General features: G+C 72.2%; 12 protein-coding genes and 1 riboswitch. Of the genes, 8 read left to right on the forward strand and 4 right to left on the reverse strand.

Annotated elements, in window-relative coordinates; all coding sequences use genetic code 11:
- A partial coding sequence (locus tag ABZY33_RS22545) for a TetR family transcriptional regulator (RefSeq protein WP_356493418.1) occupies window positions 1-382 on the reverse strand: 382 nt, incomplete at its 3' end.
- An 81-nt stretch (window positions 383-463) separates the two neighbouring features.
- On the opposite strand from ABZY33_RS22545, the gene ABZY33_RS22550 reads away from it, so the two are divergent.
- Entirely contained in the window at window positions 464-1,450 is a 987-nt protein-coding gene (locus tag ABZY33_RS22550; RefSeq protein WP_356493419.1) for an oxidoreductase, read from the forward strand.
- 103 nt (window positions 1,451-1,553) lie between these two features.
- On the opposite strand, the gene ABZY33_RS22555 is transcribed toward ABZY33_RS22550, so the two are convergent.
- On the reverse strand, window positions 1,554-2,267 hold the full coding sequence (locus ABZY33_RS22555) for a class I SAM-dependent methyltransferase (RefSeq protein ID WP_356493420.1): 714 nt from the start codon (window positions 2,265-2,267) through the stop codon (window positions 1,554-1,556).
- A gap of 432 nt (window positions 2,268-2,699) precedes the next feature.
- Between ABZY33_RS22555 and rho the strand changes: the two genes are divergently transcribed.
- The 6 genes from rho (at window position 2,700) to ABZY33_RS22585 (ending at window position 8,709) form a co-directional block, all read left to right on the forward strand.
- Window positions 2,700-3,818, forward strand: a complete 1,119-nt coding sequence (gene rho / locus ABZY33_RS22560) for a transcription termination factor Rho (protein WP_356493474.1) — start codon at window positions 2,700-2,702, stop codon at window positions 3,816-3,818.
- A gap of 29 nt (window positions 3,819-3,847) precedes the next feature.
- Window positions 3,848-4,339, forward strand: a complete 492-nt coding sequence (locus ABZY33_RS22565) for a GNAT family N-acetyltransferase (protein WP_356493421.1) — start codon at window positions 3,848-3,850, stop codon at window positions 4,337-4,339.
- Window positions 4,340-4,508: 169 nt separating this feature from the next.
- Window positions 4,509-4,934, forward strand: a complete 426-nt coding sequence (locus tag ABZY33_RS22570) for an inorganic diphosphatase (RefSeq protein ID WP_356493475.1) — start codon at window positions 4,509-4,511, stop codon at window positions 4,932-4,934.
- 28 nt (window positions 4,935-4,962) lie between these two features.
- A riboswitch (cobalamin riboswitch) is annotated at window positions 4,963-5,182 on the forward strand.
- A gap of 31 nt (window positions 5,183-5,213) precedes the next feature.
- Window positions 5,214-6,335 (forward strand): HoxN/HupN/NixA family nickel/cobalt transporter, encoded by a 1,122-nt coding sequence (locus tag ABZY33_RS22575; RefSeq protein ID WP_356493422.1) that lies wholly within the window; start codon window positions 5,214-5,216, stop codon window positions 6,333-6,335.
- 108 nt (window positions 6,336-6,443) lie between these two features.
- The gene (locus tag ABZY33_RS22580) at window positions 6,444-7,661 is read left to right on the forward strand and encodes a hypothetical protein (protein WP_356493423.1); all 1,218 of its coding nucleotides are present in this window, start codon (window positions 6,444-6,446) and stop codon (window positions 7,659-7,661) included.
- A gap of 328 nt (window positions 7,662-7,989) precedes the next feature.
- Window positions 7,990-8,709 carry a dienelactone hydrolase family protein gene (locus ABZY33_RS22585; protein ID WP_356493424.1) on the forward strand — a complete coding sequence of 240 codons (720 nt, stop codon included), beginning with the start codon at window positions 7,990-7,992 and terminating at the stop codon, window positions 8,707-8,709.
- Between the two features lie 71 nt (window positions 8,710-8,780).
- On the opposite strand, the gene ABZY33_RS22590 is transcribed toward ABZY33_RS22585, so the two are convergent.
- Both ABZY33_RS22590 and ABZY33_RS22595 read right to left on the reverse strand, forming a co-directional pair.
- Complete coding sequence (locus tag ABZY33_RS22590; RefSeq protein WP_356493425.1) at window positions 8,781-10,745, reverse strand: M13-type metalloendopeptidase; 1,965 nt, start codon at window positions 10,743-10,745, stop codon at window positions 8,781-8,783.
- Window positions 10,746-10,846: 101 nt separating this feature from the next.
- Window positions 10,847-13,066, reverse strand: a complete 2,220-nt coding sequence (locus ABZY33_RS22595; protein WP_356493426.1) for an NADP-dependent isocitrate dehydrogenase — start codon at window positions 13,064-13,066, stop codon at window positions 10,847-10,849.
- A gap of 305 nt (window positions 13,067-13,371) precedes the next feature.
- Between ABZY33_RS22595 and ABZY33_RS22600 the strand changes: the two genes are divergently transcribed.
- Entirely contained in the window at window positions 13,372-14,757 is a 1,386-nt protein-coding gene (locus tag ABZY33_RS22600; RefSeq protein WP_356493476.1) for an MFS transporter, read from the forward strand.
- Window positions 14,758-14,775 lie beyond the last annotated feature (18 nt).

Genomic DNA, 14,775 nt, shown 5'->3' on the forward strand with positions numbered 1-14,775 from the left:
GGAAACGGGCGTGCAGGGCGGGCGTGCGCAGGATCAACTGGACGACACGCAGCGCCCGTTCGGAGTCGGCGGCACAGGTGGTGACGGGGACCCGCACGGCGTGCAGCAGCGCCGCGGCCGGCGCCTCCCCGGCCGGCCGCCCGGCGAGCGCGGCCCGCATGTCGGCGCCCATGCCGGTCAGGAACTGGACGACGACGTCCTCCTTGGAGGCGAAGTAGCGGAAGAAGGTCCGCTTGGAGACTCCGGCCGCCGTGACGATCTCATCGACGGTGACCGCATCGAAGCCCTTGAGCGCGAGCAATTGCAGGGCCGCCTCGGTCAGTTCGTCCGAGACGAGCTGCCGCTTGCGCTCGGCGAGGCTCAGGTGGGGTCGCGTACTCACCCCTCCACCCTACACACCATGCCCATAACGGCACCCAGGCGCACCTTGACACCAAGTGCCATCAACGCCAGCCTGTGTCACATGAATCAGGAGCGCTGGAACACCGACCGGATTCCCGACCAGTCGGGGCGAGTGGTGGTCGTCACGGGGGCGGGCAGCGGTCTCGGCCTGGCCAGCACCCGCGCCCTCGCCCGCCGGGGCGCGCGGGTGATCCTCGCCGTGCGCGATGTGGACAGGGGGCGGGCCGCCGCGGCGACGATCACCGCCGCCCAGCCGGCGGCCCGGCTCGACGTGCGCCGGCTCGACCTCGCCGACCTCGACACGGTGCGCACCTTCGCCGACGGGCTGCGCGCCGACCACGCACGCGTCGACGTGCTGCTCAACAACGCGGGGGTGATGGCCCCGCCGCGCACCCTCAGCGCGCAGGGCCACGAGATGCAGTTCGCGACGAACCATCTCGGCCACTTCGCGCTCACCGGACTGCTGCTCGATCTGCTGGCGCAGGCGCCGGATCCGCGGGTGGTGACGGTGAGTTCGCTGGAACACCGCAAGGGACGCGTCGACTTTGACGATCTGACGGGTGCGCGCGGTTATGCGCCGATGACGTTCTACCGGCAGTCGAAGCTGGCCAACGCGGTGTTCGGGCTCGAACTGCACCGGCGCCTCGCGGCCGCCGGCTCCCCGCTGCGCAGCGTGCTCGCGCACCCCGGGTACAGCGCGACCGGGCTCCAGACGAACGGCACCGTGCGGGTCCCGCGGCTGGTCTTCGGCCACCTGGCACGGCCACTGGCCCAGTCCGCGGGGCGGGGAGCGCTGCCCCAGCTGTACGCGGCGACCGAACCCGGCGTGCGCGGCGGGGAGTTCATCGGCCCGGACGGGCGGGGCGAGCTGCGCGGCGCGCCCACGCGGGTCACGCTGGCCCCGGGCGCCGCCGACCCCGCGGTGGCCCGGCGCCTGTGGGAGGTGTCGGAGGAGCTGACCCAGGTGAGCTTCCCGCTCCCGGATCCCACGCGGCCGGTCCCCGCGCGGCGGGTCCGGGCGGGCGCGGACGAGACCCGGAAGGACTGACCGGCCGACCACCGTCCCGTACAGCCCCCACCGAGCCACCCCGCGTCGCCGGCCGCGCGAACTCCCGCGCCCTGCTCGGCACATGAGGCTCCACCGGAGCCGGCTACGCGCGGCGCGTGGCCACGACGAGCCGGCAGCGCGGGCTGCCGTCGGGCCGCTCGCCCAGCTCCGGGAGGTCCCGCAGCCCGACGTCGAACCCAGCCGCGGTCAACTCCCTTCGCACGACGGCGAGTCGGAACGGGCGGTAGTACATGACGAACGGCGGCCGCCACACGGCGTTGCGCACGCGCATCACCCCGTCGAAGCCGAGCATCGCAAAGTAACCGCGCGAGCCGGGCCGCGGCGGCGCGGGCAGCGGGAAGACGAACTGGCCTCCAGGGCGCAGCACATGGCGCACCTGGGTGAAGAGGCCCGGGTACTGCTCCGGCACGAAGTGGCCGAACGCGCCGAAGCTCACCACGAGGTCGAAGACCGGCCCGAAGGGCAGCGCGAGGGCGTCCCCGCGCACGTACGAGGCGGCGGGCTCGGCCGCGCGCGCCACCCGCAGCATGCCCGCGCTGAAGTCGACCCCGACGGTCCGCCCCGCGCAGACCTCACGGAGCACGCCGAGTCCTGCTCCGGTCCCGCAGCACAGGTCGAGTCCGGTTCCGTACGGGCCGAGGTCGCGCAGTGCCCGCGTGACCGGGCCGAGCAGGACGTCGGGCGTGCGGAAGGGCGTCCGGTCGAATTTCGGCGCGAGCAGGTCGTAACCGCGCTCGACCGACAACAGCGCCTGTACGGCCAGCTCGCGGAGGGTGGGGCCCTGGGGTGTGAACATGGCGGATCAGCATAGGTCCGCGGGCCGTCACCGGCCGGGCATGGCGCGCACCCGGCATCGAGTGGTACGGTCTGTTCGGCACTTGTGTACGCCCCCTTCGAGGCGCCGGTGTCGATCCCCTCTCTCCGCGCTTGGGCGCACACCGTCTCCCGGTCGCCGCCGCAGCGCATGTCCTTCCTGGTCAGCAGGGTTCAGCGGGCTCGGTCCCGCCCCCGCTCCACCAGGTTCTCTCCCGGCCCCGGCCTCGGGCTGTCCTGTCCGCCCCGCGGGGCGTGACCGTCCGCCCCGCCCGCGCCGGACCCCACCCCACCCCTTCCTCTTCCTCCCTTGCTGCGAACCGCGTCCGCGAAAGGACCGTGACCCACCATGACCACCACCACACTGCCCCTGCTCGAGGGGCCCGCCACCACCGGCCAGGCGGACGCCGCCGCTATGCCCAGGCCGCCTGTCCAGGCCGCCGGCGTCCTCGACATCGGCGCCAACGGGCAGGGCCACCTGCGTGGGAGCGAGTTGTCGGCGACGTCCCGCGACGTCCAGGTGCCCGCCGCCGTGATCCGCCGACTCGCCCTGCGCAAGGGCGACTTCGTGGCCGGTACCTGCGCCCGGCCGCACACGCTCGACCACGTCGACACGGTCGACGGCGCGCCGGCCGGCGCCGTCCGCGCCCGTCCGCGCTTCGCCGACCTCACCCCCCTGCACCCGGCCGTCCGGCTGCGCATGGAGAGCCCGGCGAGCGGCCTCGGGGGCCGCGTCGTCGACCTCTTCGCTCCCGTCGGCAAGGGCCAGCGCGGTCTGATCGTCGCGCCGCCGAAGACCGGCAAGACCGTCCTGCTGCAACAGCTCGCCGCGGCGGTCGCCGCCAACCACCCCGAGGCCCAGCTGATGGTGCTGCTGGTCGACGAGCGCCCCGAGGAGGTCACCGACATGCGGCGCTCGGTGCGCGGCGACGTGTACGCCTCCACCTTCGACCAGCCGGCCAAGGCCCACATCGCGCTCGCCGAACTCGCCGTGGAGCGCGCCAAGCGCCTCGTCGAACAGGGCCGCGACGTCGTGATCCTGCTGGACTCCCTGACCCGGCTGTGCCGCGCGTACAACAACGCGGCCCCCACCTCGTCCGGCGGCGGCCGCACCCTCTCCGGCGGCGTCGACGCCGCGGCGCTGCTCGGCCCCAAGCGCCTGTTCGGCGCGGCCCGCGCCACGGAGGAGGCGGGTTCCCTGACGATCCTCGCCACCGCCCTGGTCGACACCGGGTCGCGCGCCGACGACTACTTCTTCGAGGAGCTCAAGAGCACCGGCAACATGGAGCTGCGGCTCGACCGCGCGCTCGCCGACCGCCGGGTCCACCCCGCCGTCGACCTCGCCCCGTCCGGCACCCGCCGCGAGGAACTCCTGCTGCCCGCCGCCGAGTCGGCCGCCGTCCGCGGCCTGCGCCGGGCCCTCCAGGGACGCGACACCCACTCCTCCTTCGAGACGCTGCTCGACACACTGCGCCGCACTCCGGACAACGCCGCGTTCCTGCGCCAGGTCCACTCGACGGTCCCGGCCGGCTGACGCCCCCGCGGATGCGTGATACTGCCTGCATGACTTCGATCCTGACGCGCCCCGGCCGCGGCCCGGCCGTCACGGTCCGGCGGGCCGTCGCGGGCGACGCCAGGAAGCTGACCCGGCTCGTGCGCGGCTCCCGCGCCTACGAGGGCCCCTACGCGCCGATGGTCGCGGCTTACCGGGTGGGGCCCGACTACATCGAGGCGCACCACGTCTTCGTCGCGGCCGACATCGCCGACGGCCGCGTCCTCGGCTTCTACGCGCTGCTCCTCGCCCCGCCCGAGCTGGACCTGATGTTCGTCGCGAACGACGCCCAGGGCCGGGGCATCGGCCGGCTGCTCGTCGCCCACATGCGCGCGCAGGCCGCCGCCGCGGGGCTCGACCACGTCCGGGTCGTCGCGCACCCGCCCGCCGAAGGCTTCTACCGCAGCATGGGCGCCGTACGGACCGGCACCGCCGCCGCCCAGCCCCCGGCCGTCGCCTGGGACCGCCCCGAACTCGTCTTCCCCCTCACGCCCCCGGGGTGACTCCGGTGCGGTCCGAGGGGTTCCGCCCTCGCGCGCCGCAGCGCACACTCGGTGGCATCCGAGCGGGCGGCAATGCGGCAAGGAGGCCACATTGGGCGGCAGCGAGACGCGGGGCGACGCGTTCGACGTGATCGTGGAGATCCCGCAGGGCTCCCGGAACAAGTACGAGATGGATCACGGGCTGGGGCGGATCCGGCTCGACCGGATGCTGTTCACCTCGACCCAGTACCCCGCGGACTACGGTTACGTCGACGGCACGCTCGGCGGCGACGGCGACCCGCTGGACGCGCTCGTGCTGACCGCCGACGCCACCTTCCCCGGCTGCGCCATCGAGTGCCGGGCCATCGGGATGTTCGTGATGAGCGACGAGAAGGGCCCGGACGAGAAGATCCTCTGCGTCCCCGCCCACGACCCGCGCCACGCGTCGATCCAGGACATCGAGGACATCCCGGAGTTCGACCGCCTGGAGATCACCCACTTCTTCGAGGTCTACAAGGACCTGGAGCCCGGTAAGTCGGTGGAGGGCTCGCACTGGGAAGGCCGGGAGAAGGCCTATCAGGAGATCGCGCGGGCCCGCGGGCGCCGGTCGGCCTGACCACCCGTCGCGCCGGGGAGCGCGTCGACTAGGGTGATCGGGCCGTGGTGCTCGGGAAGACCGGTGACGGCCCTCAGGGGCCAAGTCCGGAGCGGCCCTCGCCACTGTGATCGGGCCTTCCGCCGCCTTCGGGCGGCGGGGGACGCACCGCTCCACCGTGCCACTGGCCGCCCTCGGGCGGCTGGGAAGGCCGGAGCGGCGCGGCACGCCCGTAAGCCAGGAGACCGGCCACGGCATCTCACGAAGTCATTCCACGAGGTGCTGGAGCGTGATCAAGGCATGACCTTGCCCGGGAACTCCCCTGCGCGGCCCACGGGGCCGCACCCCCACCCCTCCTTCCGCTGGCGCCGCGAGGACACCGTGCGCACCGCGGGGCTGCTCGCGGTGATAGCCGCGCTGCACGTCGTCGCGTTCGGCGTGCTGTTCCTCCTCGTCGTGCCCGAGCACTACGAGGTCGGCAACAAGGCCTTCGGTATCGGTCTCGGCGTCACCGCGTACACCCTCGGCATGCGGCACGCCTTCGACGCCGACCACATCGCCGCGATCGACAACACGACCCGCAAGCTGATGGCCGACGGCAAACGGCCCGTCTCCGTCGGGTTCTGGTTCGCCCTCGGCCACTCCAGCGTGGTCGTCGCGATGGCCGCCCTGGTCGCGGGCGGCGCGGCGCTCGCGGGCATCCTGCTGAACGACGAGTCCCGCACCCACCAGACGCTCGGCGTCGTCGGCACCACCGTGTCGGGTACGTTCCTGTACCTGATCGCCGCGCTCAACCTCGTGGCCCTGCTGGGCATCCTCAAGGTCTTCCGGGCGATGCGCGCGGGCTCCTACGACGAGCGGGAGCTCGAAGCGCACCTGGATTCCCGGGGGTTCATGAACCGCTTCCTCGGCCGCTTCACCCGGTCGATCACCCGCCCGGGACAGATGTACCCGCTCGGCTTCCTCTTCGGCCTCGGCTTCGACACGGCGACCGAGGTGACGCTGATGGTGATGGCGGGCAGCGGCGCGGCGGCCGGACTGCCCTGGTACGCGATCCTGTGCCTGCCGCTGCTGTTCGCCGCGGGCATGAGCCTGTTCGACACGCTCGACGGGACGTTCATGAACTTCGCGTACCAGTGGGCGTTCTCCAACCCGGTGCGCAAGGTGTTCTACAACCTCACCATCACCGGCCTGTCGATCGCGGTCGCCTTCTTCATCGGCACCATCGAGATCGTCGGCGTCCTGCACGAGAAGCTCTCCCTCTCCGACGCGGTGACCGGCTGGATAGCCGGTCTCGACCTGGACAACGTCGGCTACGTCATCGTCGGCCTGTTCGTCGTGGTCTGGACGGCGGCGATCGCGTACTGGCGTCTCGCCCGGGTCGAGCAGCGGTGGTCGGCCCGGGTCGCCGGGGGCGGATGAGCGGGCCCGGGCGGCCGGTGTCACGGCACGTCAGGGGCGCTCCGGCGGCGGGCGGGGCGATAGGGTGTCGCGTCGACCCGCACCGCCCGAACACTCAGGAGTACGTACGTGACCGTAGCCACCGACTCGTCCGAGGCAGCCGTCCCGTCCGGTGCGCAGGCCGTGGCGGCACCCGCCGCGGAGCCGAGGCCCGCGTCCGAGGTGCCGCAGGCGCGGGGGGCCGAGGCCGGTGAGGCCGAGAACTTCTGGCAGCCCCCGGCCGCCGAGACCGAACCCACCCCCGCCGACGCGCACGAGGCGGGGACCGGGGACGGTGACGACGACGGCGTGGGCGAGGTGGCCGAGTCCGTCGCCGCCGACGCCCACGCCTTCGGCGGCTACGCCCGTACCGGCGGCTGGACCTTCGCCCTGAAGGTGGCCCGCAGCGTGCGCCCCGGCGGCCAGGCCGCCGGGGAGACGGCCAAGGTCTCGGCGCGCAAGTTCGCCGAACTGGCCGGCTGCTCGGCCGAGCGCGTCATGCGCTTCTACAAGGCGTGGGACCGGGCCGCGGACGACGGGGTGGTCCCCCAGTTCGAGACCCTCGCGCCGGGCGCCGACGTCGAACTCCCGGACGCCGACCTCTGGCTGTCCTACTACGTGTCGCGCTCCGGCGCCGGTTCGGTGCGCGGCCAGGCGATCACCGAGGCCGCGGCGGCCGAGGGCATCCGGCCGACCAAGGCCCTGGAGGTGGCCGAGAACCCGACGGCGCTGCGGGCCGCGATCCTCGCCGACCCGGGCACCGCGGAGGCGGCCCGCAAGGCGCTGATGGACCGCCTCGGCGAGGACCCGGTGCTCCGCTCGGGTCTGGCCCGTGACATCGTGCGCGCCGACGATCTGAAGAAGGCCGTCGCCGAGGAGTCCAAGACCGGTGACCGGCTGGAGTACGTCCGCCGGATCGCCGAGGAGGGGCAGGTCAAGACGGCGGCCGGACAGAAGATCGAGGCTCCGGCGCAACTGCGCGAGGAGGCCGAGCGCCATCTGTCCCTGATCGACGAGCTGGACGAGGACGAGGAGGCGGGTGAGTGGGCCCGCGAGGCCTACGACTCGGTGCGCACGCTCGTCGCGGAGGCCGTCGAGTCCGACCCCGAGCTGCGGGTGCAGGAGCGGCGCGCGAAGTTCTACAGCAGCCTGTCGAAGGCCACGAAGGCGTTCGAGGAGCTGACCTTCGACGACGTGCAGGAGATCGACGCGATCTACGAGGACGACATGGTGCGGCGCCTGGAGGAGTTGCAGCAGGCTCTCTCGGTCTGCATCACGGCGCTTCAGGCGGCCCAGCAGAAGGGCTGACGCCCCGCCCCGCCCGCGATCCCGGTGCCCGGCCTCCTCCCGGTGGGAGGCCGGGCCCCGGGGGCACACGCTCGTCGAGTCCTTCCTGTTCGGTGTCGCGGGCTTCGCCGGCGCCTCCACCACCTTCGGCAGGCCGGTGACGGCCCGCGCGTTGCTGCACCACCGCGTTCTGCCGGCTGGCCGGCTTCTTCGCCGCCGGCCCGGTCATCGCGTTCCTGCTCCACCGCCGCGGCCCCGGTCGTCCACAGGTGACCACCCCCGCGCTCGCCCGGCCCCGCGCAGTGGCATCGTGGGAGACGATCATCGCGCTCAGCCCAGGAGGCACCTCGTGGCGGACACCCCCGACACCCCCCGCTCCACCGGCCGGCCGGCCCACCAGAACGTGACGTTCGACAGCGACGGCACCCCCGCCCACGGCTACCTGGCGCTGCCGCCCACGGGCAGCGGCCCCGGCGTCATCGTCATCCAGGAGTGGTGGGGGCTGACCGACCACATCGCCGACGTGGCCGACCGGCTCGCCGCAGAGGGCTTTGTCGCGCTCGCCCCGGACCTGTACGGCGGGAACGTGGCGCACGACTCCGGCGAGGCGCTGCGCATGATGCAAGAGCTGCCCGTGGCGCGCGGCGTCGAGCTGCTCTCCGGCGCCGTCGACCATCTGCTCGCCCTCCCCGAGGTCACCTCGGGGACGGTCGGGGCCGTCGGCTTCTGCATGGGCGGCGGCTTCGTCCTCTACCTGGCGGCCAAGGACCCGCGGGTGAGCGCGGCCGTCCCGTTCTACGGCGTGATCCAGGGCGAGGTCCCCGACTTCTCGGGGCTGAAGGCCCAGGTCCTCGGCCACTACGGAGAGCGGGACGAGGCCATCCCGGCGGCCACCCTCGACGGCCTGCGCCGGACCATCGAGGAGCAGTCCGGCATTGCGGCGGACTTCCGCCTGTACCCGGCGGGCCACGCCTTCTTCAACGACGGCCGCCCGGAGGCGTACGACCCGGAGTCCTCGGCGAAGGCCTGGTCGGCGACGCTGGAGTTCCTCACCACGAACATCAGCTGAGCCGCGCTCCGCCACGAGGCGGCGGGGCCGGGAGGCGTCCACCTCCTGGCCCCGCCGCGCATCGGCTCAGGTCACCAGATCCGCACGCGGTCCTCCGGGTCCAGCCACAACCCGTCCCCCGCCTGCGTGGCGAACGCCTGGTGGAACTCGTCCAGGTTCCGCACGATGTTCGCCCGGAACTCCGGCGGGGAGTGCGGGTCGATCGTCAGGTACTGCTGCTCCTGCTCCTTGCGCCGCTTGGTGCGCCAGCAGTAGGCCCAGTTCAGGAAGAGCCGCTGCGATCCGCTGACGCCGTCCTCGCTGACCGGCACCGGCTCGCCGCCGAGCGAGATCAGGTACGCGGTGTGGCCGATGGTCAGGCCGCCGAGGTCGCCGATGTTCTCGCCGACCGTGAGCGAACCGTTGACGGACTCCCCCGGCAGGTTCCGCGGCGAGAAGCCGTCGTACTGCTTGACGAGCGCCTTCGACTTGGCTTCGAAGGCGGCCTTGTCGTCGGCGGTCCACCAGTCGTTCAGGTTCCCCGCGCCGTCGTACTGGGCGCCCTGGTCGTCGAAGCCGTGGCCGATCTCGTGGCCGATGACGGCGCCGATGCCGCCGTAGTTCTCGGCGGCATCCGCGTCCGGCGAGAAGAACGGCTTCTGCAGGATGCCGGCCGGGAAGCAGATCTCGTTCGTGCCCGGGTTGTAGTAGGCGTTCACGGTCTGCGGCAGCATGAACCACTCGTCGCGGTCGACCGGCGCGCCGATCTTGGCCATCTGCCGGTCGTGCTCGAAGGCGTCGGCCGCGTGCGCGTTGGCCAGCAGGTCGTCGGCGACGACGGTCAGCGCGGAGTAGTCGCGGAACCGGTCCGGGTAGCCGATCTTCGGCCGGAACGTGGCGAGCTTCTCGTACGCCCGCTGCTTCGTCTCGTCCGTCATCCAGTCCAGCGCGCCGATGGACTGCCGGTAGGCCTCCAGCAGGTTCGCGACCAGTTCGTCCATGAGCGCCTTGGACCGCGGCGGGAAGTGCCGGGCCACGTACTCCTTGCCGACGGCCTCGCCGACGGCGCCCTCGACGAACGCCACGGCGCGCTTCCAGCGAGCCCGCAGCTCCGGGGTGCCGTTGAGGGTGCGCCCGTAGAACTCGAAGTTGTTGCGGACGAAGGCCGACGACAGGTAGGGCGCGGCGGACCGCACCACGCGCACGACCAGCCAGTCGCGCCACTGCTCGATGGGGGTCTCGGCCAGGACCGTGGACAGGTGCGCCAGGTAGGACGGCTGGCGGACGCAGGACCGGGCGAGCGTGTCGTCACCGCCGCCGAGCCCGTCGGCGTACGCGCTCCAGTCGAAGGCCGGGGCCAGCGCGGTGAGTTCGTCGAAGGTCGTGAGGTTGTACGTCTTCTGCACGTCCCGCGTCTCGGCCCGCTCCCAGTGGCCCTCGGCGAGCCGGGTCTCCAGGGCGAGCACGGTGCGCGCGGCGGCGGCCGGCGCGGCGTGCTCGGCGAGCGTCAGCAGCTCGGTGAGGTACGCCTCGTACTTCTCGCGCGTCTCGGCGAACTTCTCGTCGCGGTAGTACGACTCGTCGGGCAGACCGAGGCCGCCCTGGAGGATGTTGTACAGGTACCGGTCGGAGTCGCGGTCGTCGGAGTCGATGTAGGAGCCGAAGAGGCCGGAGCCGCCGATCCGCTCGAAGCGGCCGACGAAGGCCGCGAGCTGCCGGACGTCGCCGAGCCCGGCGACCTCCTGGAGCAGCGGGCGCAGCGGGTCCAGGCCGCGGGCCTCGACGGCGTCCTCGTCCATGAACGACGCGTACAGATCGGCGATCTTGCGCGCCTCTTCCGGGCCGAGGCCGGTGTCGGCGCCCGCCGCGATCTCCTGAATGATCTCCCGGACCTGCCGCTCGGCGACGTCGACGAGCTGCACGAAGGGGCCCCAGCTGGAGCGGTCGTCGGGGATCGGCTCGGTGGCCAGCCACTGGCCGTTGACATGACCGAAGAGGTCGTCCTGCGGTCGGATCGCCGGGTCCATGCCCGGGCGTGCGTCATCCAAAGTGCTCATCGCCGCAGCCTACCCAGGTCAGTGGCGTGATACAGCGGGAGAAATGACGTACTGCCCCGGTCTGCGCGCAGCAGGCCGGGGCAGTGCGGGGCGGGGCGTGATCAGGCGAGGGTCGCCAGGGCCTCGTTCAGCGTCTTCGACGGGCGCATGACGGAGGCGGCCTTCGCCGGGTCGGGCCGGAAGTAGCCGCCGATGTCGGCGGGGCTGCCCTGGACGGCGAGCAGCTCGTCGACGATCTTCTGCTCGTCCGCGGCGAGCTTCTCGGCGAACGCGGCGAAGGCCTTGGCCAGCTCCGCGTCGTCCGTCTGGCGCGCCAGCTCCTGCGCCCAGTACAGGGCCAGGTAGAAGTGGCTGCCGCGGTTGTCGATGCCGCCGACGCGGCGGGTCGGCGACTTGTCCTCGTTGAGGAAGGTGCCGGTCGCGCGGTCCAGGGTCTCGCCGAGGACCTTGGCACGGGCGTTGTCCGTGGAGGTGGCGAGGTGCTCGAAGGAGACGGCCAGGGCGAGGAACTCACCGAGGGAGTCCCAGCGCAGGTAGTTCTCCTTGACGAGCTGCTGGACGTGCTTGGGGGCGGAGCCGCCGGCGCCGGTCTCGAAGAGGCCGCCGCCGTTCATCAGCGGGACGACCGAGAGCATCTTGGCGCTGGTGCCCAGCTCCAGGATGGGGAAGAGGTCGGTCAGGTAGTCGCGCAGCACGTTGCCGGTGACCGAGATGGTGTCGAGGCCCTGGCGGATGCGCTCCACGGAGAGCTTGGTGGCGTCCTCCGGGGAGAGGACGCGGATGTCCAGGCCCTCGGTGTCGAACTCCGGCAGGTACTGCTCGACCTTCTTGATCAGCTGGGCGTCGTGGGCGCGGCCCTCGTCGAGCCAGAAGACGGCCGGGTCGCCGGTGGCGCGGGCGCGCGTGACGGCGAGCTTGACCCAGTCCTTGATCGGGGCGTCCTTGGTCTGGCAGGCGCGGAAGATGTCGCCCTCGGAGACGGTCTGCTCCAGGACGACGTCGCCGGCCTTGTTCACCAGGCGGACGGTGCCCGTGGCCGGGATCTCGAAGGTCTTGTCGTGCGAGCCGTACTCCTCGGCCTTCTGCGCCATGAGGCCGACGTTCGGCACGGAGCCCATGGTCGCGGGGTCGAAGGCGCCGTTGGCGCGGCAGTCGTCGATGACGACCTGGTAGACGCCCGCGTAGGAGGAGTCCGGGATGACGGCGAGCGTGTCGGCCTCGTCGCCGTTCTTGTCCCACATGTGGCCCGAGGTGCGGATCATCGCCGGCATGGAGGCGTCGATGATGACGTCGGAGGGCACGTGCAGGTTGGTGATGCCGCGGTCGGAGTCGACCATGGCCAGGTCCGGGCCCGCGGCCAGCTCGGCCTCGAAGGACGCCTTGATGTCGGCGCCGTTCGGCAGGGACTCCAGGCCCTTGTAGATGCCGCCGAGGCCGTCGTTCGGGGTGAGTCCGGCGGCGGCGAGGTCGGCGCCGAAGCGGGCGAACGTCTCGGGGAAGAAGGCGCGCACGACGTGGCCGAAGATGATCGGGTCCGAGACCTTCATCATGGTGGCCTTCAGGTGCGCGGAGAAGAGGACGCCCTCTTCCTTGGCGCGGGCGACCTGGGCGGTCAGGAACTCGCGCAGCGCGGCGACGCGCAGCACGGACGCGTCGACGACCTCACCGGCGAGGACCGGTACCGACTCGCGCAGCACCGTGGTGGTGCCGTTGTCGGCGACCAGCTCGATACGCAGGGCGTCGTCCGCGGCCAGGACGGTGGACTTCTCGGTCGAGCGGAAGTCGTTGACGCCCATGGTGGCGACGTTCGTCTTCGAGTCGGCGGACCAGGCGCCCATGCGGTGCGGGTGGGCCTTGGCGTAGTTCTTGACCGAGGCGGGGGCGCGGCGGTCGGAGTTGCCCTCACGCAGGACCGGGTTCACGGCGGAACCCTTGACCTTGTCGTAGCGGGCGCCGATCTCGCGCTCCTCGTCGGTCTTCGGCTCGTCGGGGTACGCGGGCAGCGCGTAGCCCTGCTCCTGCAGCTCGGCGATGGCCGCCTTCAGCTGCGGGATGGACGCCGAGATGTTCGGCAGCTTGATGATGTTGGCCTGCGGCGTCTTCGCCAGCTCACCGAGCTCGGCGAGGGCGTCGGGGATGCGCTGCCCCTCTTCCAGGTACTCCGGGAACACGGCGAGGATGCGGCCGGCCAGGGAGATGTCACGGGTCTCGACGCGCACACCGGCGGTGGACGCGTAGGCCTCGATGACCGGAAGGAAGGAGTACGTAGCGAGGGCCGGGGCCTCGTCAGTGTGCGTGTAAATAATGGTCGAGTCAGTCACCGGGGGCTCCGCTCCACGTCTTCCGTCGTCGTCTCTGCAGTCGTGCTCATATTGCTCGACATCAAGATATCTCGTGCCCGGCCCGTTGCCGAAAGGGCCCCGCCCCCAGGTCGCACCGGCCCGCCTCCGCGCCCCGCGCCCGTCCTCCTCCCCGGCCGCCGCCTGGTCGGCGCGCCCGCATGGGGGGACCGCTCACTCTTGCGCCCCGAACTATGGTGTCCCACCACATACGCCTCTGACCTGCACGTTCCTACGGTGTGGCGACACACACGCCCGTCCCCGTCGAACGCCAGGAAGTGGTGCCGATGTCGTCGCCCGCAGCCGCTCCACCCGCTCCGTCGAACCTCAAGCGCATCGTCGCCGCGTCTCTCATCGGCACCACCATCGAGTGGTACGACTTCTTCCTCTACGGCTCCGCCGCCGCACTCGTCTTCAACAAGCTGTTCTTCCCGGAGTCCGACCCGCTCGTCGGCACGCTGCTCTCCTTCCTGACCTACGCCGTCGGGTTCGCCGCCCGGCCGCTGGGCGCCCTCGTCTTCGGGCATTACGGCGACCGCCTGGGCCGTAAGAAGCTGCTGGTCCTCAGCCTGCTCATGATGGGCGGCGCCACCTTCGCCATCGGGCTGCTGCCCACCCACGCCACGGTCGGCGCGGCCGCGCCGGTCCTGCTGACGGTGCTGCGCCTGGTCCAGGGCTTCGCGCTCGGCGGCGAGTGGGGCGGCGCGGTGCTCCTGGTCTCCGAGCACGGGGACGCCGCACGCCGCGGCTTCTGGGCGTCGTGGCCGCAGACCGGCGCGCCCGCGGGCCAGCTCCTCGCGACCGGTGTGCTCTCGGCCCTCACGGCCCTGATGTCGGACGCCCAGTTCACCTCGTGGGGCTGGCGTGTGCCGTTCCTGCTCTCCGGCGTCCTGGTGATGGTCGGTCTGTGGATTCGTCTCTCTGTCGATGAATCGCCGGTCTTCAAGGAGGCGCTGGCCCGGGCCGAGATCCGCAAGACGCAGGGCGGTGCGGTCGAGAAGATGCCGCTCGTCGCGGTCCTGCGGCACCACTGGCGCGACGTCCTGGTCGCCATCGGCGCGCGGATGGCGGAGAACATCAGCTACTACGTCATCACGGCCTTCATCCTCGTGTACGCCACCACGTCGGCCGGGGTCTCCAAGCAGACGGCGCTCAACGCCGTACTCATCGCCTCCGCCGTGCACTTCGCCGCCATCCCGGCCTGGGGCGCCCTGTCGGACCGGGTCGGGCGTCGCCCGGTGTACCTGCTGGGCGCGGCCGGGGTCGGGTTGTGGATGTTCCCGTTCTTCTCCCTGGTGGACACGGCGAGCTTCGGCAACCTGATCCTCGCCGTCACCGTCGGCCTCGTGCTGCACGGCGCCATGTACGCCCCGCAGGCGGCCTTCTTCTCGGAGATGTTCGCGACGCGGATGCGCTACTCCGGCGCGTCGATCGGCGCCCAGTTCGCCTCGGTCGCGGCGGGGGCCCCGGCGCCGCTCATCGCGACGGCCCTGCTGGCCGACTTCGGCAGCTCGACGCCGATCTCCCTGTACGTGATCGCCGCCGCGCTCGTGACGCTGCTCGCCGTGGGCGTCGCCAAGGAGACCCGCCACCGCGACCTCACCGCGGACGCGGCGCCGCGGACCACGGACGCCCCGGAGCCCGGCCGGCACGCCGACGCGCACACGGTCTGACGGCCCCGGCCCGCAGGC

Origin of the sequence: Streptomyces sp. NPDC006552, from assembly GCF_040611655.1 — a bacterium.
Lineage (GTDB): Bacteria > Actinomycetota > Actinomycetes > Streptomycetales > Streptomycetaceae > Streptomyces.